General features: G+C 63.6%; 17 protein-coding genes. 12 read left to right on the top strand and 5 right to left on the bottom strand.

Going from position 1 to position 19347, the window contains the following annotated elements; genetic code table 11:
- Positions 1-6: 6 nt before the first annotated feature.
- Positions 7-2073: a hypothetical protein gene (locus NKJ64_RS02515; protein WP_031202601.1), complete on the bottom strand. Its 2067-nt coding sequence runs from the start codon at positions 2071-2073 to the stop codon at positions 7-9.
- Between the two features lie 186 nt (positions 2074-2259).
- Between NKJ64_RS02515 and ypfJ the strand changes: the two genes are divergently transcribed.
- The 3 genes from ypfJ to NKJ64_RS02500 all read left to right on the top strand — a co-directional run bounded on the left by ypfJ (position 2260) and on the right by NKJ64_RS02500 (position 5554).
- On the top strand, positions 2260-3195 hold the full coding sequence (gene ypfJ, locus NKJ64_RS02510; RefSeq protein ID WP_023828078.1) for a KPN_02809 family neutral zinc metallopeptidase: 936 nt from the start codon (positions 2260-2262) through the stop codon (positions 3193-3195).
- A gap of 176 nt (positions 3196-3371) precedes the next feature.
- Positions 3372-4637, top strand: coding sequence for a TCR/Tet family MFS transporter (locus NKJ64_RS02505; RefSeq protein ID WP_023754534.1), 1266 nt, complete (start codon positions 3372-3374; stop codon positions 4635-4637).
- Positions 4634-5554: an aldo/keto reductase gene (locus NKJ64_RS02500; RefSeq protein WP_023754533.1), complete on the top strand. Its 921-nt coding sequence runs from the start codon at positions 4634-4636 to the stop codon at positions 5552-5554. Before NKJ64_RS02505 ends, NKJ64_RS02500 begins: the two co-directional genes overlap by 4 nt.
- A 263-nt stretch (positions 5555-5817) precedes the next feature.
- Here the strand turns inward: NKJ64_RS02500 and carA are convergent, their stop codons facing one another.
- Positions 5818-7035: a glutamine-hydrolyzing carbamoyl-phosphate synthase small subunit gene (carA, locus tag NKJ64_RS02495; RefSeq protein WP_081731488.1), complete on the bottom strand. Its 1218-nt coding sequence runs from the start codon at positions 7033-7035 to the stop codon at positions 5818-5820.
- 260 nt (positions 7036-7295) lie between these two features.
- On the opposite strand from carA, the gene NKJ64_RS02490 reads away from it, so the two are divergent.
- Both NKJ64_RS02490 and NKJ64_RS02485 read left to right on the top strand, forming a co-directional pair.
- Positions 7296-7745, top strand: coding sequence for a GatB/YqeY domain-containing protein (locus NKJ64_RS02490; protein ID WP_352461913.1), 450 nt, complete (start codon positions 7296-7298; stop codon positions 7743-7745).
- A 116-nt stretch (positions 7746-7861) separates the two neighbouring features.
- On the top strand, positions 7862-8419 hold the full coding sequence (locus NKJ64_RS02485; RefSeq protein WP_023825316.1) for a GNAT family N-acetyltransferase: 558 nt from the start codon (positions 7862-7864) through the stop codon (positions 8417-8419).
- A 7-nt stretch (positions 8420-8426) separates the two neighbouring features.
- Here NKJ64_RS02485 and NKJ64_RS02480 read toward each other — a convergent pair whose 3' ends face one another.
- Together NKJ64_RS02480 and NKJ64_RS02475 are read right to left on the bottom strand one after the other, a co-directional pair.
- Positions 8427-9608, bottom strand: coding sequence for an MFS transporter (locus NKJ64_RS02480; RefSeq protein WP_023754529.1), 1182 nt, complete (start codon positions 9606-9608; stop codon positions 8427-8429).
- A 95-nt stretch (positions 9609-9703) separates the two neighbouring features.
- The gene (locus tag NKJ64_RS02475) at positions 9704-11368 is read right to left on the bottom strand and encodes a Na/Pi cotransporter family protein (RefSeq protein ID WP_023754528.1); all 1665 of its coding nucleotides are present in this window, start codon (positions 11366-11368) and stop codon (positions 9704-9706) included.
- 388 nt (positions 11369-11756) lie between these two features.
- On the opposite strand from NKJ64_RS02475, the gene NKJ64_RS02470 reads away from it, so the two are divergent.
- The 5 genes from NKJ64_RS02470 (at position 11757) to NKJ64_RS02450 (ending at position 17608) form a co-directional block, all read left to right on the top strand.
- Positions 11757-12125: an RcnB family protein gene (locus tag NKJ64_RS02470; protein WP_023754527.1), complete on the top strand. Its 369-nt coding sequence runs from the start codon at positions 11757-11759 to the stop codon at positions 12123-12125.
- 171 nt (positions 12126-12296) lie between these two features.
- Positions 12297-14237 carry a DNA primase gene (gene dnaG, locus NKJ64_RS02465; protein WP_023683795.1) on the top strand — a complete coding sequence of 647 codons (1941 nt, stop codon included), beginning with the start codon at positions 12297-12299 and terminating at the stop codon, positions 14235-14237.
- Between the two features lie 412 nt (positions 14238-14649).
- Positions 14650-16674, top strand: coding sequence for an RNA polymerase sigma factor RpoD (gene rpoD / locus NKJ64_RS02460; RefSeq protein WP_023754526.1), 2025 nt, complete (start codon positions 14650-14652; stop codon positions 16672-16674).
- A gap of 190 nt (positions 16675-16864) precedes the next feature.
- On the top strand, positions 16865-17158 hold the full coding sequence (locus NKJ64_RS02455; protein WP_023672447.1) for a GYD domain-containing protein: 294 nt from the start codon (positions 16865-16867) through the stop codon (positions 17156-17158).
- Positions 17159-17227: 69 nt separating this feature from the next.
- On the top strand, positions 17228-17608 hold the full coding sequence (locus NKJ64_RS02450) for a thiol-disulfide oxidoreductase DCC family protein (protein WP_023672448.1): 381 nt from the start codon (positions 17228-17230) through the stop codon (positions 17606-17608).
- 44 nt (positions 17609-17652) lie between these two features.
- Here NKJ64_RS02450 and NKJ64_RS02445 read toward each other — a convergent pair whose 3' ends face one another.
- The gene (locus NKJ64_RS02445; protein ID WP_023754525.1) at positions 17653-17910 is read right to left on the bottom strand and encodes a DUF2798 domain-containing protein; all 258 of its coding nucleotides are present in this window, start codon (positions 17908-17910) and stop codon (positions 17653-17655) included.
- A gap of 272 nt (positions 17911-18182) precedes the next feature.
- Between NKJ64_RS02445 and NKJ64_RS02440 the strand changes: the two genes are divergently transcribed.
- On the top strand, positions 18183-18860 hold the full coding sequence (locus tag NKJ64_RS02440; RefSeq protein WP_023689755.1) for a PadR family transcriptional regulator: 678 nt from the start codon (positions 18183-18185) through the stop codon (positions 18858-18860).
- A 101-nt stretch (positions 18861-18961) separates the two neighbouring features.
- Complete coding sequence (locus NKJ64_RS02435) at positions 18962-19255, top strand: HlyU family transcriptional regulator (protein WP_023701148.1); 294 nt, start codon at positions 18962-18964, stop codon at positions 19253-19255.
- Positions 19256-19347: the final 92 nt, after the last annotated feature.

Raw genomic sequence — 19347 nt, 5'->3', positions numbered from 1 at the left:
TGCCGCTCATTCCTCGGTGTCCTGCACCCAACTGCGCGGATGGCCGTCGACGCGGAACTGGAATATGAAATAGGGCGGAATGCAGGAGCCCTTGCCAGGCTTGGCTGCGGCCAGATCGTCGTAGCCGGCGGTGCAGATATAGTCCTCGCGGCAGGGATGCGCCTTGTCGCAGGCGCGCAGGCCGGCGGTCTTGGTGAATTCCTTGGTGCAGAATTTGTGGTCCTTGCCCGACGCGATGCAGTCGTTGAAACCGGTCTTGGCCAGGCGGCCGCAAGTCGCCTCGTCGGGAAGCTTGTCGCAGCTTGCCTTGCGCAGCATGCCCCCGGGAAAGCCACCGGTCTTCTGCTCGGGGTTGTCATAGCGTTGGCGCGCCGCGCCATAGCCGGCGAGCTTGATTACCGGTTTCTTGTCGCGCGCCGGATCGATGGCGCAGGCTTTTGCGGTGGCCGGCGACAGGCGGCAATATTTGTCGCTGCCCCAGCTCGACATCTTGATCTCGCCGAACTCGACGGGGTCGCCGACTGCGGTGGCCGCCTCGCTGACGCAGGTGCCGAAGCCCGGATGGATGTCGCTTTCATGGACGCCGGCGCAGCGCAGGCTTTCGCCGCAGTTCCAGTCCTTGAAGCTGGCATCCTTGCCGCTGTAGCAGATCGAGCCCCAGCCATTGTAGAGATCGGTGCCTTTCAGCGCTTCGGCGAGTTTGGCGTCCGGACGGGCGGCGAAGCCGCGTGAGAAATCCGGATGGCCGCCGGCGGCGAAGTCCTCGACGATGGCGCGGCGGCGCGGCAGGTCGGCGAAGAACACCGCCGAGCCGGGGACGAAGACGGCGTTGCGGCGCGGCTCGCTGGCCGGATCGGCGCCGGTGTAATGGAAGCCGGCAATGCCGTGCGTCTGGTGGCAGCCGGTGCAGGTCATTTCGTTGAGACGCAGATTGAAGCCGGCCACCGATTTCACGCTGCGCAGCTCGTTGCCCTTGGCGACATAGTCCTGCAGTGCCTTGTCGATGTCGGCATCATCGAGCAGCCCATAGGCGATATTGTTTTGCGACCTGGCCATGCCGCCGGGTGCGACCGAGACGGCGCTGGTCGCCAGGAATTTGTCGTCGATGACCAGCCGGCCGCGATCGAGGTCGTAGAGGTTGCGGTCGGTGAGCAGCCATTTGGCGAAGGCCGGCCGGTCGGCCAGAACCACTTTCCGGTCGATCTGGTTCTCCATCTTCGATTCCTGGAAGGTGGACGTCGTTGGGTCCCATTTGAAAATCTTGAGGAGATATTCGGCGTGGCCACCGAAGTCGCGGCGGCTCGAGGCCGACAGCCGGAGAACCTGCATGTTCAGCTCAAGTCGCATGATCTGCGACGAATTCAGCATGGCGTTGGAGAGCGGCCCTTCGTCGGAGCGCAGCCAGGCTGCCAGTTGCTCGGGCGCAAGGTTCTTCTGGCCGGCGGCGAGCCAGCGCTTGGCGATTTCGGCACAGGAAACGGCGGTGGCGCTTGGACGGTCTCTCGAAGCGCGGGCGTGAGCCTCACCGGGCCTGGCGTTGAAGACCAGACTCATGGTCAGCGGCAGCCGCGACGAGATGCGTTGCGCTGTCTTTCCATTCGCCGGCTTTTCCGCGACCGAATAGTGGAAGCGGTAGATCAGCCTGATCTCGCCGCATTCGGTGTGGCCGAGATAGCCGCGGTCCATGCGGTTGACGACGCCGGTCAGGTCGAGCGTCGAACCGTCATCGTCGATGTATTTCGGGTTGAATTTCTGGCTGGGGTCCCTCGTCTTCGCCAGCGCGGCGACATAGGGATCGGGGCTATTGGTAGGCTCATCGGCGATCTCCTGCTTGACGGCGTTGCGCACCGGGGTCAGCGCGCGCACCGAAAACAGGCCGCGATTGTCGACCTCGCGCGTGAGACCCAGCGCCGGGCCGAGCAGGCGGCTGATCGAGAGGCCGCCACGCTCAAGCGCCTGCAATGTCTCGGGATCGGTCACGGCGACGCTGGAATCGAGCGTCACGGCGCGCGCCGGCAACGGGCCGAGGCATAGCACCACCGCCAGCAGCAGAAATCGACCGATCGTCCGCAAGTCCCGACACCCCCGTTCGAACCGGATGCTACAGCGCGCATGCCGCCTCGACCAGAGTGCGAACGCGATGCCGCTGCCACGAAAAATACTGTGACTTGGCGCAACCATTGCGATAATTGTCTGTTGGGTCGGACTGGGCCACGACATCGGCCAGGCCAGCCGAAAATTTGCATACGGGGAGTTGCCATGCTCTGGAAGGGCCGCCGTCAGAGTGACAATGTCGAGGACGAGCGCAGCGACAGCGGCGGCGGTGGTGGTTTGGGCGGCGGCAGCCCTGGCCAGTTCCGCATCCCGATCGGCGGCCGCACCGGCGGCGGCGGCAGCATATTGCTGGTCGTCCTCGTGGTGCTGGCCGGATGGTATTTCGGCTTCGACCCGTCGCAGATCCTGGGCAGCGGCGACGGCGGCGGCGTGCTGCCGGGTGGCGGTGGCCAGATTACCGACAACAGCGGCGGCCAGGACGACGGCGCCGGCACGCCTGCTTCCGACGAGATGAAGCAGTTCGTGGCGACCGTGCTGGCCGAGACCGAAGAGACCTGGACCGGCATCTTCCAGTCGCAGGGCCTGAAATACGAGGACCCGAAGCTTGTGCTGTTCAGCGGCCAGATCCGCTCGGCCTGCGGCTCCGCCTCGACGGCAGCCGGACCGTTCTATTGTCCCGGCGACCACAAGGTCTACCTCGACACCACCTTCTTCCAGCAGCTCGACCAGCAGTTCGGCGCCTCGGGGGATTTCGCCCAGGCATATGTGATCGCCCATGAAGTCGGTCACCATGTGCAGAACCTCACCGGCATCCTGCCCAAGTTCAACCAGATGCGGCAGTCGATGGGTGAGGCGGAAGCCAACCAGATGTCGGTGCGCATCGAGCTGCAGGCCGACTGCTTCGCCGGCGTTTGGGCGCATTTCACCGCGCAGAAGGGCATTCTGGAACAGGGCGACATCGAAGAGGCGCTCAACGCCGCCAAGCAGATCGGCGACGATACGCTGCAGAAGAAGATGCAGGGCTATGTCGTTCCGGAAAGCTTCAACCACGGGACGTCGCAGCAAAGGCAGAGCTGGCTGGCGCGCGGCTACAAGAGCGGCAAGCTGTCGGATTGCAACACGCTGACCGGTCCGGTTTGAGGCGCTCGCAAGTTCCAGCCGACCGCGGTCCAAAGCGCATCCGTCGGCGGGCCGATTCACCACCGGCAACAGATGTCAGGAGGAGAACGCCTGAGGCGTTCTCCTATTGTTCCAAAGTGGCGCCTCGCCTATAACGGGCGCCCGCCCAAGGGCGGTCTCAGGGAGCAGACGCCATCATGATCAACCCCAAAACCGCCAGGCGGGGCCTTGCGCTCGTCTTCACCACGCTGCTGCTCGACATTATCGGCTTCGGCATGATCATGCCGGTGTTGCCGGCCTTTCTCAGGGAGCTTTCCGGCGTCGGCATCAGCGAAGCGGCGATCGAAGGCGGCTGGCTGTTCTTCGTCTATGCGGCGATGCAGTTCTTCTTCGCGCCAATCATGGGTGGATTGAGCGACCGCTTCGGGCGGCGGCCGATCCTGCTTGCCTCGGTGCTTACATTCTCGATCGACAATCTGATCTGCGCCATCGCCTGGTCCTATCCGATGCTGTTCATCGGCCGCGTGCTGGCCGGCATTTCGGGCGCCAGCTATTCGACGACGTCGGCCTTCATTGCCGACATCTCGAACGATGACAACCGGGCGAAGAATTTCGGTCTGCTCGGCATCGCCTTCGGCGTCGGCTTCGTCATTGGGCCGGTGCTGGGCGGGCTGCTCGGCACGTTCGGGCCGCGAGTGCCGTTTTACTTTGCCGCCGGGCTTGCCTTCGTGAACTTCCTCATCGCCATGTTCTTCCTGCCTGAAACGCTCGATGAAAAGCACCGCCGCCGCTTCGAGTGGAAACGCGCCAACCCGGTCGGCACGCTGCTGCAGATGCGCCAATATCAGGGCATCGGCTGGATCGGGCTCGCCTTCTTCCTAATGACGCTCGGCCACATGATGTATCCGGCGGTGTGGTCGTTCGTGTCCAATTATCGTTATGGCTGGAGCGAGCAGCAGATCGGCTTCTCGCTCGGCGCCTTCGGCCTGTGTGGGGCGATCGTCATGGCGACGGTGCTGCCGCGCGTGATCCCCAAACTTGGCGAATGGAGGACGGCGGTCATCGGCCTGACATTCACGGCGGCCAGCGCCTTCGGCTACGCCTTCGCCTCGCAAGGCTGGATGATTTATGCGGTGATCGTCGTCGGCTGCCTGGAAGCACTGGCCGATCCGCCGCTGAGAAGCCTTGCCGCCGCCAAGGTGCCGCCGTCGGCGCAAGGCGAATTGCAGGGCGCGATGACGTCGATCTTCTCGATCACCTCGATCATCACGCCGCTGCTCTACACCGCGATCTTTTCCTGGTTCACCGGACCGAATGCGCCCGTGGTGTTCGGCGGCGCGCCCTATCTGGTTGGCGCGTGCTTCCTGACGCTTGCGGTCATTGTCTTTGTGACGAAAGTTGCGAGGCCGACGGCGGTGAGAAGCGTTGCCACCGGCGCTGCGGAAGACGGAGCCCAGATATGAGCCATGACAGCCGCATAGAGCTGACCAAGGACGGAGTGTCGCTGTCGCGGCTGGTGTTCGGCGCCTGGCGCCTGCTCGACAACGCCGCGCGCCCGGACGCCGACCAGATCGCGCGGCTGATCGGCACTGCGGTCGATCTCGGCCTGACCAGCTTCGACCATGCCGATATTTACGGGCATTACCAGGTGGAAGCTGCCTTTGGCGCCGGCTTGTCGCGCTGGAAGGGCAAACGCGACAGCATCGAGCTGATCTCGAAATGCGACATCATGCTGGCATCGGCCAACCGGCCTCAGAACCGGCTGAAGCATTACGACACCAGTGCGGCCCACATTGCCGCCTCAGTCGACCGTTCGCTCGCCAATCTCGGCACCGACTATCTCGACCTGTTGCTGCTGCACCGGCCGGATCCGCTGATGGATGCCGACGAGACGGCGGCGGCCCTTGCCGGGCTGGCCAAGTCGGGCAAGGTGAGAGCGGTCGGGGTCTCCAATTTCACGCCGTCGCAGTTCGACCTTCTGGCTTCGCGGCTGCCGTTTGCCTTGGCCACCAACCAGATCGAGATGTCGGTGCTGAAGACCAATGCGCTGATGGATGGCAGCCTCGATCACGCGCAACGCCTCGGCTATGCGCCGATGATCTGGTCGCCGCTCGGCGGCGGCTTGCTGTTCACCGGCAAGGAAGGGCGCGAGGCGCGGGTCAGGGCGGCAATCGCGGCGGTGGCTGCCGAGATCGGCGCCGGCGATCTCGCCGCCGTCGCCATCGCCTGGTTGCTGCGCCATCCGGCCCGGCTGGTGCCGGTGCTGGGCACGATGAAGCCCGAGCGGCTGGCCGCCATGGTCAAGGCACTCGATATCGCGCTCGACCGCCAGCAATGGTTCGCCATTTTGGAAGCCAGCGAAGGCCGGCCGGTGGCATAAGGTTACCCAGGCGCGAACTTCGAACCCGCCATAGGTGTGTGCTTCGTCCGTTAATGCGGCGCGCAAGCGAAGCGATGAGGGGGGCTTGGGCTCAGGGGATGCCGTCGGCGCTCTCGAAGCCTTCGTCGCTTCGCGCCGTCACAAACAGACCGGTTGACCGGTTTATTCCATTGACCCAAGACAAGGGCAATCGCGCCGCGTTTGTAACTCCGGCTATTCGGAGCATCACGATCTGGGCAACGGCTAGACGAAGACCTGTAAAATCAAACCCGTTCGGCCAGCAGTTCCTCGCCGCGCTTTTCGCGGATCAGGTTGACGAAGCGGCGGAACAGATAGTGCGAATCCTGCGGGCCGGGCGAAGCCTCGGGGTGGTGCTGGACCGAGAACACCGGACGTCCGGTCAGCGCGATGCCGCAGTTGGAGCCGTCGAACAGCGAGACATGGGTTTCCTCGACGCCCTCGGGCAAGGAGTCGGCATCGACGGCAAAGCCGTGGTTCATCGAGACGATCTCGACCTTGCCGGTGGTATGATCCTTGACCGGGTGGTTGGCGCCGTGATGACCCTGGTGCATCTTGGCGGTCTTGCCGCCGAGCGCCAGGGCCAGCATCTGGTGGCCGAGGCAGATGCCGAACACCGGAATATCGGTCTTGAGCAGGTCCTGGATGACCGGCACCGCGTAGTCGCCGGTGGCTTCCGGGTCGCCGGGGCCGTTGGAGAGGAAGATGCCGTCGGGCTGCATGGCCAGGATCTCTTCCGAGCCGGTGCCGGCCGGAACCACGGTGACCTTGGCGCCGAGGCCGGAAAGCAGGCGAAGGATGTTACGCTTGACGCCGTAGTCGATGGCGACGACGTGCATCGACGGCTCGGCCTGTTCGCCAAAGCCTTCGTTCCACACCCAGGGAGTTTCACGCCAGACCGAGGACTGGCCGGAGGTGACTTCCTTGGCGAGGTCAAGCCCGATCAGGCCCGACCAGGCGGCGGCCCGCCGCTTCAAATCGTCGAGGTCGAAGATGCCGTCGGGCGCGTGCGCAATGACGGCATTGGGCATGCCCTTTTCGCGGATCAGCGCGGTCAGCGCCCGGGTGTCGATGCCCGACAGCGCGACGATGCCGCGCTTCTTCAGCCACTGGTCCAGCCCGGTGCCGGCGCGGTAGTTGGACGGGTTGGTGACATCGGCCTTGAACACCGCGCCAACGGCGCCGGCACGGGCGACCGGGTTCAAGTCCTCGATGTCCTCGTCATTGGTGCCGATGTTGCCGATATGCGGGAAGGTGAAGGTGACGATCTGGCCGGCATAGGATGGGTCGGTGAGAATTTCCTGGTAGCCGGTGAGCGCGGTGTTGAAGCAGACTTCGGCAACGGCGGAACCGGTGGCGCCGAGGCCGCGACCCTCGATGACGGTGCCGTCGGCCAGCACCAGGACGGCGGTCGGCTTTTCGGTTGCCCAAGGCGGGGTCAGTTCGGGGGTCATCTCGGCCATGGCGACGCTCCTGTCACGCTGCGCGCTTCGATGGCGGGCCATCTGCGCAGCAAACGGCGCGGCCGATCTCTCGAGCCTGCGCGCATCAATTCTTTGTCTTGTGCAAGGCCGAGTACATAGGGGAAGGCGCCAGAGCGGTCAATGATGCCCGTGCCAAAAACGGCGAGCATTTGTTTCGCCGAACGATATCAGGGCTTTGGCGCGTTTGCTTTGCGGATGGGCCGCGGTTATTGTCCGCGCCGTTCGAAGGAGAAAGCATCATGCGCGCAAAAATCGCCGAATCCCTGAAAAGCGCGATGAAGGCGCAGGACAAGCACCGGCTGCCGACGCTCAGGCTGATCCAGGCCGCCATCCACGACCGCGACATCGCCAATCGCGGCTCGACCAAGGACCCCGCCAGCGACGAGGAGATCCTGCAGATCCTGGCCAAGATGGTGAAGCAGCGCGAGGAATCGGCCAAGGCGTTCGAGGACGGCAAGCGCCCGGATCTGGCCGCACAGGAGCGTGGCGAGATGGAGATCATCCGCGGCTTCCTGCCGACGCAGCTGGATGACGCCGCCGTAACAGTTGCGGCGCGCGAGGCGATCGCTGCGACCGGTGCCGCCAGCCAAAAGGACATGGGCAAGGTGATCGCCGCGCTGAAGCAGAAATATGCCGGCCAGATGGATTTCGGCAAGGCCAGCGGCATCGTCAAAGGCCTGCTGCAGTAAGAGCCGACACCGCTTCAGTGGCGAAGGAGAGCAGGGGGCGGGACATCACCTCTGGGCAAGAAACGGTCCGCACCGGCTTAAGCGAGCCAAGCCTTGACCTGCCGGAGAGACCCACCATGATCGAGATCGTCAAACCCACGCTCGAACATCTGCCCTCCTACAAGGCGGCGCTCGAGCGTGGCTGGTCGCCGGACAATGTCCGGCTGATGGAAGCGACGCGCGAGCAACTTGCGGCGATCGACGAGGATCCTGCGGCGTTCCTTGCCAGCCTCGACGATCCCGAGGCCAAAGGAGGCCCGATTACCTTGCCTAATGGCACGAAAGTGCCGCGGCTGCCCGGCTTCCGGCGCTGGATCTGGGACGGCGAGGCCGCCGGCTCGATCGGCTTTCGCTGGCAGCCCGGTACGGCCGCACTGCCGTCGCATGTGCTCGGCCATATCGGCTATGCCGTGGCGCCGTGGAAGCGCGGACGAGGCTATGCGACCGAGGCGCTGCGGCTGATGCTGGACGAGGCGAGGGCTGTTGGTTTGCCATATGTCGAGCTCACCACTGACCTCGACAATCCGGCCTCGCAGAAGGTGGTGCTGGCCAATGGTGGCCGTGTGGTCGGTCCGTTCATCAAGGACGCCGCGTATGGCGGCGCCGAGAGTTTGTTGTTCCGGATCGATTTGTAGTCCGACGCTATTCGGCCGGTGCCGGCAGCGGCGGCGCTGCCCGGCTGCGCCCCTCCCAGATGTAGGAGGCAAGTGCCACCACCACCGCCACCAGCATGGCGGCAGCGCCCACAACCGGCAGGCTGCGATAGCCGTAGCCGGCATTGAGCATGGCAGCGCCCAGCGACGCGGCGAGCGCGATGCCGACATTGAAGCCGGAGGGGATGAGCGAGGAGGCGAGGTTGGAGGCGTCCGCCGTCCAGGCCAGGATGCGGGTCTGGATCGGCGTGCCGATGGCGAAGTTGAGGCCACCCCAGACGACGATGGCGATGACCATCGGCACGGGGTAGGGGCTGACGGCATAGATCACGCCCAACATCACCGCGTGCAGCGCAAGCATGGTGATCAGCGACGGCATCAGCTTCCAGTCGGAAAGCTTGCCGCCGAGAAAGACGCCGACGGTGGCGCCGACGCCGTTGAGCAGCAGCACCCAGGGGATCAGGCTCTCGTCGAGATGGGTCACCTCAAGCAGTGTCGGGGTGATGTAGGTGAACAGGCCGAACTGGCCGATCATCAACGTCAGCATCAGGATCAGCGAGGTCCAGACTTGCTGGCGCGCCAGCACGCGAACCTCGCTGCCAAGGCTGGTGGATGGGCTCGATGCGCCCGTTTTGCGCGGCAGGAGGGCGGCCATGGCGGCAAACGCCACCACGCCCAGCGCGCACATCACCCAGAAGGTGGCGCGCCAGCCCCAGAGATTGCCGATTGCGGTGCCGGCCGGCACGCCGATGACATTGGATACTGTGAGGCCGGAGAGGATCACAGCCACGGCCATGCCGCGCTTGTCCTCGGGCACGAGGCCGACCGCCACCACCATGGCGACGCCGAAATAGGCGCCGTGTGCGACGGCGACCGCAATGCGCAAGAGCAGCATCGAGGTAAAATCGGGCGCCAGCGCGCAAGCGGCCTGGCCGATGGTGAAGGCGACGGTCAGGCAAAGCAGCAGCGTCTTGCGGGAAATGCCCTTGGTGGCGAGCGCCAGCAATGGGCCGCCAACCGCGATGCCGCCGGCATAGCCGGAGACGAGGTAGCCGGAGGTCGGGATCGAAACGCCAAGGCCGTCGGCCACTTGCGGCAGCACGCCGGCAATGACGAATTCGGTGGTGCCGAAAGCGAAGGCGGCGATGAACAGGGCAATGAGCGGAAGCATGGCGCGGAAGCGATCCTTGAACGAGTTGGCCTCAAATCATGGATGGCGCTTGCCGGCAATGCAGAAATTTTTGCGGCCGGTTTAGGTTTTCTTGATCAGCTCGCCTTCAACCTGGAGCCGCCGAGCAGGCCGCGCTCTTCCAGCACCGGGTAGGCCATCGACGCCAGCAGCGAGTTGATCTGCTTCAGGTCGCGGATGGTGTCGAGGTGGATGGAGCTGGTCTCGACGCTCTTGGCGGTGCCGTCGCGCAGGCGCACGAAATGGCTGGCGCTGGTTTCCTTTTCGCGGTCGCGCAGCCGGTCCTTTTCCAGCACCAGCTGGCGGGCAGTCTCAGGGTCGCGCGACACCAGCACGTTGAAGGCAAGCCTGGCATTGGCCAGCACCGAGGTGTGAAAGGCGAGCAGCTCGCTCCAGCCCTCGGGCGTGAACTCCAGCCCGCGCTCGAACTTCTTCTTCACATGCACCAGCATGTTGCGCACGATGATGTCGCCGACCTGCTCAAGCTTGACGCAGGCGCCTATCAGCTCCTGGCAGCGCAGCGCCTCGTCCTCTGTGAGCGAGTTCCTGGTCAATTTGGCCAGATAGAGCTTGATCGCCGCGTGCTTCCTGTCGACGCGGTCGTCAAGGGCGGCCAGCGCCTTGATCTTGTCGCCGTCGGCGCTTTCATACAGCTCGATGATGCGCTTGAGCATGATCTCGACCGTCTCGCAGACGCGCACCACCTCGCGGGTGGCGTTGGCCAGCGCCTGGCTCGGAACGTCGAGCGCGCCGTCGTTGAGGGCGGAGAGTTCGACCACATCGAGCTCTGTAGCCGGCCCTGGCTTGGTGCCCATTGCGACGATCTTCTCAGAGGCACGATAGATCAGGCTGGCAAGCGGCAGGCCGGCGAGCAGGATCAGCACATTGAACAGTATGTGGGCGTTGACGATCTGGTCGGGCACGGTGGCGCCGAGGAAGGCGACCGGCGGCTTCAGCGTCATGAACAGGATCAGCATCACCAGCGAGCCCATGCCGCGCATCAACAGATTGCCGATCGGCACGACGCGCACGCCAGGTTCGGCACTTCGGGTGAGCAGCGGCGCGATGATCGACGAGCCGAGATTGACGCCGAGCACCAGCACGATGCCGAGTTCGGGCGGGATGAAGCCGCGGCCGGCCAGCGTCACCATCAAAAGAACGGCGGCGATCGAGGAATGGAACAACCAGGTGACAAGCGCGGCGAGCAGATAGGCGGTGACGTAGTCGCTGGAGAAATATTCGATGATGAGCGGCATCAGCGTGCTCTGCCGCAGAGGCTCCGAGGCCTGACCGATCATCTCCAGCGACAGTACCAAAAGGCCGATGCCGACCAGGATGCGGCCGAACTGGCGCCAGTCGCGCCGCTCGGTGGCCATGAACATGACCGTGCCGGCGACGAGGCAGATCGGCACCAGCAGCGTCAGATCGAAGGTCAAGAGCTTGACCACCAGCGCCGAGCCGATCTCGGCGCCGCGCACCGCCAATTGGCCCGACATGCCCGAGACGATGCCGGCGCCGGCGAAGGAGCCGACGAGAAGCGTGACGGCGGTCGAGCTCTGCAGTGCGATCGACAGGCCGCAGCCAGCCAGCACCGCCATGATCGGATTGCGCATGGTGGAGCGCAGCCGGTGACGCAGCACGTCGCCATAGGCGCGCTCGACGCCTGTCTTGACCATGCGGGTGGCAAACAGCATCAGCGCCACCGCGCCCGCCAGATGCAGCAGGACGACGGAGCCGCTCATTTCGAAACCCGCACGCAGACAGCTACCGCGACGCGGAGGGCGCGCAGTGCAGGGAGGAAAACGGGGCTGCGAATCATGGTCATGACAGTCTTGAACAATATCCGGAATATTTTAGCCGGGTAATAAAATCTTGTCGATTTCAAGAGCCGTCGCGGCGCGACAGGGCGTGTCGGAAAATGGACGGATGCGCAAATGGTTGCATGGCGGATCCCTGGTGATGGCAGCGGATCGTCCCGGTTTGCCGGACTCCCGGCAATCGCCTTTGCGATGATGTTCAAATATCCAGGATAAGCACCGGATTTCATTACGTAAATGTAATGCTAGTGTTCAGTTTCGGTTCATCCTTCGGGCGCTATTCCCTAGGCATCGACAACCAAGGAGCCCCGCTATGAAACGTATTGTTCTTTCCGCCCTCGCTTTCTCGATGCTGGCCGCCACTTCGCTTACCGGCCAGGCCGCACCGGTGAACGCACCGGTCGCACCGCAGTCGAATTACACGCAGGTCGACTGGCAGAGGCCCGGCAAGCATGTCGATATCAGGAAGCGCGTCGTGAAGAAGACGGTGGTCGTCAAGCGCAGCCATTGGCGCAATGGCCAGAAATATTCCAGCTGGAAGCGGCACCAGCCGATCCGCGATTATGGCCGCTATGGCCTGCATCGCCCCGGCCGCGGCCAGGAATGGATCCGCGTCGGCAACGACTATGTGCTGGTCAGCGTCCTGTCCGGCATCATCTTCGGCGCCATTGCCGCGCATTAAGCCCGGCCTCGCCGGCGCAATGCAGAGACTTGAAAGGAGGCGGCCCGAAAGGGCCGCCTTTCTTTTGGCTGTAGAAACCGGGCTTTTTGGCTGTGGAAACCGGGTATGGTCCGCAATAAGGGTCGTCGGATTCCGCGAGCATGATTATATGAGGGACAAACGAGTTCCCCAATGCGCTTTCCGCCCGCCTTTCTCGATGAGATACGCGACCGTGTGCCGATTTCATCGGTCATCGGCCAGCGCGTCGCATGGGACAGGAAGAAGACCAACGCCTCGCGCGGCGACTATTGGGCCTGTTGTCCGTTCCATGGCGAAAAGAGCCCCTCCTTCCACTGCGAGGACAAGAAGGGCCGCTATCACTGTTTCGGCTGTTCGGTGTCGGGCGATCATTTCAAGTTCCTGACCGAGCTCGACGGATTAAGCTTTCCCGAAGCGGTCGAGAAGATCGCCGACATGGCCGGCGTGCCGATGCCGGTGCGCGACGAGCGGGAAGAACAGCGTGAGAAGGAACGCGCCAGCCTGACCGATGTCATGGAGATGGCGACTGCCTTCTTCCAGGAGCGGCTGCAAGGACCGGAGGGTGCAAAAGCCCGCGCCTATCTCAGGGATCGCGGGCTGACGCCGGCGACGCAGCAATCGTTCCGGCTGGGCTTTGCGCCCGACAGCCGCAATGCGCTGAAGGAACATCTTGCCGCCAAGGGTGTGCCCAAGGCCGACATCGAGGCCTGCGGGCTGGTGCGTCATGGCGACGACATCCCGGTCTCCTATGACTGGTTCCGCGATCGCATCATGTTCCCGATCCCGGATTCGCGCGGCAAGATCATCGCCTTTGGCGGCCGCGCACTGGCGCCCGATGCGCTGGCCAAATACATGAATTCGCCCGACACAGAGCTCTTCCACAAGGGCAACGTGCTCTACAATTTCGCCCGAGCCCGCAAAGCGCTGGCGAAAGGCGGCACGGTGATTGCCGTCGAAGGCTATATGGACGTGATTGCGCTGGCGCAGGCCGGCTTCGAGAATGCCGTGGCGCCGCTCGGCACCGCGCTCACCGAAAACCAGCTCGAACTTCTGTGGCGCATGGCGCCTGAGCCGATGCTGTGCTTCGACGGCGACCAGGCCGGGCTGAAGGCGGCGTGGCGGGCCGCGGATCTCGCGCTGCCGTCGGTGCAGGCCGGGCGGTCGGTGCGCTTTGCACTGTTGCCGGAGGGCAAGGATCCCGACGATCTGGTCAAGGCAGAAGGGCCGGACGCGTTTCGTGCCGTGCTGGCGGAAGCGCGGCCTCTCGCTGATTTGTTGTGGATGCGTGAGACATCCGGTGGCGTCTTCGACACGCCGGAGCGGCGGGCGGGGCTGACAAAGACGCTGCGCGAACTGACCAGCCGCATCCGCGATGAGAGCCAGCGCTACCACTACCAGCAGTGGATGCGCGAGCGGGAGCTGACCTTCTTCAGCGCCCAGCGCGAAGTGCGGCAAGGTCGCCAGGACTGGAAACCTGGGCAGGGCAAAACGCCCGCACCCGGCGGACAGTTCGCCAAAGGCAGCGGGGCAGGCGCGCGCGCCGCGATCACCGAAAGCCTCGGCCGCTCCGCCATGGTCAAACGCGGTGGCGAGATGATGTCGGTGCGCGAGGCGACGATCATCGTAGCCCTCGTCAACCATCCGGCGCTGATCGACGAGAACTTCGCCCATGTCGAGTTCCTCGATCTCGCCAACACCGATCTGCAGCGGCTGCACGCCGCCATCCTCGATGCGATGGCGCACGACATGGCCAATGACCGTAGCGCGGTGATCGCCACCATCGAACGTGCCGGCTGCAGCGATATCTGGGGGCGCGCCGTGGCGCTCATCCAACGGGCCAGGCAATGGCCCGCGCTGGAAACCGCAGCGCTTGACGATGCCCGCGACGCCTTCAACCAGGCGCTGCACTTGCAGCGCAGCGCGCGCACCTTACATAAGGAGCTGAAACAGGCGGAAGCAGCGCTCGCCAGCGATCCCACTGACGAAAACTACCGGCACCTCATCGAGATTCAGGCGCAATTCCGTGATGTACAAGCAACGGAAGCGCTGATCGAAGGGTTCGGTGTATCCTCGGGCAGGGGTGGGCGCGTCTAGGTCGAAACCTGCGCAAGAATGAATGTTGTACGTGCTGCGCGTCGAATCGACGCCTCTAAGTCGGGTAATTGATTCGCTTTTTTGATGCGAATCATGCGAGAGGCGCTTGACCTTCTGGCAGAATGACGGAATCAGGACGATTCGAAACCTTAGCCCGCGCCGGCGTCGATGGAAATGCACTGACGCGAGGTGCTGATCACTGGACAGGCTGTCAGCCTGCCACAGATATCAGGGTTAATCTGGACTTAATGCATATCGCCCAAAAGTGAAAACCGGTTTTGGGGGCACGATATGAACAAACAAAAGAGTTGATTCGGTTACCGGCCCGGTTAAGCGCCACCAGCGCATGTAGTTTGACCGGTGCGGCAGCTACGCGGCTTCGATGCTCGGCCGCTAGGAGAAGATAAAGACTATGCCGACAAAGGAAAAGGAAGAGGTCGAGACCGAACGTGAAGGCGCCACCGATGGGCCTCTGCTCGACCTTTCCGATGATGCTGTCAAGAAGATGATCAAGGCCGCCAAGAAGCGCGGCTATGTGACTCTCGACGAACTGAACGCGGTGCTGCCGTCGGAAGAGACCGATCCGGATCGCATCGAAGACATCAATGCGATGCTGTCCGACATGGGCATCAACGTGGTCGAGGACGACGATCAGAGCGAGGAGCCCGAGGCCGCCGACAGCAATGCCGACGCCGAGGAAGACGCCAACGAGCTGGCCGAGCAGACCGGCACCGCCGTCGCCGCCACGACCACCAAGAAAGAGCCGACCGACCGCACCGATGACCCGGTGCGCATGTATCTGCGCGAGATGGGCTCGGTCGAGCTCCTGTCGCGCGAGGGCGAAATCGCGATCGCCAAGCGCATCGAGGCCGGCCGCGAGACGATGATTGCGGGCCTCTGCGAAAGCCCGCTGACCTTCCAGGCCATCATCATCTGGCGTGACGAGCTCAACGAATCCAAGATCCTGCTGCGCGAGATCATCGACCTCGAAGCCACCTATGCCGGCCCCGAAGCCAAGCAGGCGCCGGTGGTCGAGCGCATCGAGGAGGCGCCCAAGGCCGAGGACAAGCCGAGGCGTGGACGCGACGAGGAAGACGACATCACCAATGTCGGCGCCGACACGCGCGGCCTGGTCGATGACGACGAGGAAGACGAGGACGAGGCGAGCCTGTCGCTGGCGGCGATGGAAGCGGAGCTGCGCCCGCAGGTGATGGAGACGCTCGACGTCATCGCCGACACCTACAAGAAGCTGCGCAAGCTGCAGGACCAGCAGGTCGAGAACCGTCTGGCCGCGACCGGCACGCTGTCGCCAAGCCAGGACCGCCGCCTGAAGGAGCTGAAGGACCAGCTGATCAAGGCGGTGAAGTCGCTGTCGCTCAACACGGCGCGCATCGAGGCGCTGGTCGAGCAGCTCTACGACATCAACAAGCGGCTGGTGCAGAACGAAGGCAAGCTGCTGCGCCTGGCCGAAAGCTATGGCGTGCGCCGCGAGGAGTTCCTCAAGGAATATCAGGGCTCCGAGCTCGACCCGAACTGGACGCGCTCGATCGGCAACCTGACCTCGCGCGGTTGGAAGGAATTCACCAAGAACGAGAAAGACGCGATCAAGGATCTGCGTTCGGAAATCCAGAACCTCGCAACCGAGACGGCGATCTCAATCCTGGAATTCCGCAAGATCGTCAACCAGGTGCAGAAGGGCGAGCGCGAAGCCGCGATCGCCAAGAAGGAAATGGTCGAGGCCAATCTGCGCCTCGTCATCTCCATCGCCAAGAAATATACCAATCGCGGCCTGCAGTTCCTCGACCTGATCCAGGAGGGCAATATCGGCTTGATGAAGGCGGTCGACAAATTCGAATACCGCCGCGGCTACAAGTTCTCGACCTACGCGACATGGTGGATCCGGCAGGCGATCACGCGTTCGATCGCCGACCAGGCGCGCACCATCCGCATCCCGGTGCACATGATCGAAACGATCAACAAGATCGTGCGCACGTCGCGCCAGATGCTGCATGAAATCGGCCGCGAGCCGACGCCGGAGGAACTGGCAGAAAAGCTCGCAATGCCGCTCGAAAAAGTGCGCAAGGTCTTGAAGATCGCCAAGGAGCCGATCTCGCTCGAAACCCCTGTGGGTGACGAAGAGGATTCGCATCTGGGCGATTTCATCGAGGACAAGATGGCGATCCTGCCGATCGATGCGGCGATCCAGGCCAATCTGCGCGAGACCACCACGCGGGTGCTCGCCTCGCTGACGCCGCGCGAGGAGCGGGTGCTGCGTATGCGCTTCGGCATCGGCATGAACACCGACCACACGCTGGAAGAAGTCGGCCAGCAGTTTTCGGTCACGCGCGAGCGTATCCGCCAGATCGAAGCCAAGGCGCTGCGCAAGCTCAAGCACCCGAGCCGGAGCCGCAAGCTGAGGAGCTTCCTCGACAGTTGATACCGGCAACAGACCAGCATTCGAAAAGGGCGCCGATGGCGCCCTTTTTGTTGCCGGGTGAAGGCTCTTGTCGCCCATCTCCGTCGGGAGGATACTTGCCTGGTCGGATGCATGTTCTGGGCGAAAAACCGGATGTCCGCCCCGGCTGATGTCCTCAGCCGTGCTCCGTGGCGCCGGAGGGAGGTGTGTGATGACAACCTACATCCTGCTGATGAACTGGACGGAACAGGGCGCCAGAAATATCCGAGAGTCGCCGAAGCGGCTCGATGCCGCCAAGAAGCAACTGGCCGACATGGGCGGCTCGTTCAAGGCGTTTTACCTGACTATGGGCGAATACGACATGGTGGCGATTATCGAGGCGCCCGACGATGCTGTGCTTGCTCGTTTCGCCCTGATGCTGGCAACGGGTGGCAGCGTCAAGACGCGAACGCTCAAGGCTTTCCCGGAATTTGCCTATCGCGAGATCGTCACTTCGCTTGGATAGCGCTGAGCGCGGGTCCGTGCGGCTCGGCGTCATATTGCGGGGCCGTGCCGTCAGGGTGATAGTCGCGCCATGTCCAAGCCTGCGCTGACCGTCTGGTACAACACACGCTGCCCGGTTTGCGATGGCGGCATCACCCGGCAGAAACGGCGGCTGATCGAGGCGATCAAGGCCGGGCGGATCGAATTCCGCGACATCAACCTCGAACCGGCGGCGCTCTCTGGCTACAGCGCCTCGCTGGAGGACATACGCCGCCGGCTGCATGCCACCGATGCCGAAGGCAGGCTGCTGGTCGGCGCCGATGTCGCGGTTGCCGTCTGGCGGGCGACGCCGGGCGACGGCTGGCTGGCGACGCTCTTCGGCAATCCGGTCGCGCTGCCGCTGACGCGCTTGGCCTATGATCGTTTCGCCGACCTTCTCTATGTCTGGAACCGGCGCAAGGGCCGCTGGTAGCGAGGCAAGGCCCGAAGAATCTGCGGGCCTTACCGTCATGGGCGTTACCGGGACGCCGGCTCGCAAAGCCAGCCGACAATGCGGCGCACCGCCGGCAGCACCATGAGCAACGTTGGGAACGCTACCAGCCAGGACAGGCCCCAGGCAGTGAGCCAGACAGCCGGCAAATCAGGTTGCAGTCCAAGGGTTTTCAGCGTCGATATGAACGAGACTATGAAGGTCATCAGCAGCGACAGCACCAGCGGACTGACGATCGCGGCATAGCGCGCCGGCAGCTTGCCGCGCTTACGGGTCGTGGTCATTTTTGGATTTTCCTGAAACATCCGGTCCGTCGCATTTGGCATCCATTGCGCCGGGTTTCCGGCGGAACTGCCCGGAAAGACCGGGGTGGATGCGTTGCTTTACGTCAGACGCTTACGGAGAGGTTTTGGCCCTCACGCGCTTTCTAGCTGCCGGCGGCGGCGAAATCATCCTTCTGGCGCCGCCTTTAGATACATCGTAAGATATATCTTGACTCGTCGGCGGGGCAAGCCTAATTAAGATGTATCGTAAGATATAACTCAAGGAGCAATTCATGCACAGACATCATCCCTTTGGCGAGCGCGCCGAGCGCGCATTCCTGCACATGGCAGGCAAATTTGGTGGAAGAGGGGGCAGCGGCTTTGGTCCGTTCGGCCACGGCGGACGTGGCGGTGGACGCGGCGGCCCGGGCGACATGTTTCGCGCCGGGCGCATGCTGGCCGACGGCGATCTCAAGCTGATCACGCTGTCGCTGCTGGCCGAGGCGCCTCGCCACGGCTACGACATCATCAAGGCGCTGGAAGAGCGCACCAGCGGCATCTACAGCCCGAGCCCGGGCGTCGTCTATCCGACGCTGACCTTCCTGGAAGAGGCCGGCTATGCGGCTTCAGCCGCCGACGGCAACAAGAAGGTGTTTTCGATCACCGAGGCGGGCCAGGCGCATCTCGCCGAGAACCGCGAGATGATCGACGGCGTGCTGGAGCATCTCGAGCGCTTCGGCCGCAAGATGGCGAAAGCGCGGGACTGGTTCGGCTGGAACGACGACGGCGAGGAAGGCGGACGGCGTGGTGGACGGGGTCGCTCGGATGCCCGCGAGGAGTTCCGCGCCGTGCGCCACCGGCTGCGTGCCGCGCTCGGCGATCTCGTCGACGCGCCGGCTGAAAAGCAGGCCGAGGCGATTGCAGTCCTGGAAGCCGCCGCTGAAGCCCTGGAAGCGCTATCGCGCGGTTGACCCCTGGCGAGAACGCTTGCCCGTTCGACTGAGGAACGGTACTGAAAATCATCCTGCACCGCGAGACGTGGTGCAGGATGATTGCCGTTGGAGGAAGCCCCATGTCTTTTCTGAAGCGTCTTTTCGGTGGTGGCGGTGAGGGGGGCGAGCCCAAGAGCGCAGCACCGGCAAAGCAGGTTGAGCACAAGGGATTTTTGATCAGCGCCACGCCCTACAAGGCGGAGGGGGGCCAATACCAGACCTGCGGCGTGGTTTCGAAGGAAGTCGACGGCGTGATGAAGGAACACAAATTCATCCGCGCCGATCGCTTTGCCGGACTGGGCGACGCCGTCGACATCTCGATCAAGAAGGGCATGCAACTGGTCGACGAGCAAGGCGAGAGGATGTTCGGGTAAGGGCCGAACTGGTCGAGGCGCCGAACATAGGTTTTGCGCCGGTCATCCGTCGCCAGAATCTCGAATAACGGCAGTGGGCGGCAAGCAGAAAG

It is taken from the genome of Mesorhizobium sp. M0062, assembly GCF_040323125.1.
In the GTDB taxonomy this organism is placed as follows: domain Bacteria; phylum Pseudomonadota; class Alphaproteobacteria; order Rhizobiales; family Rhizobiaceae; genus Mesorhizobium.
This window is presented reverse-complemented; position numbering and strand designations above follow the sequence as displayed.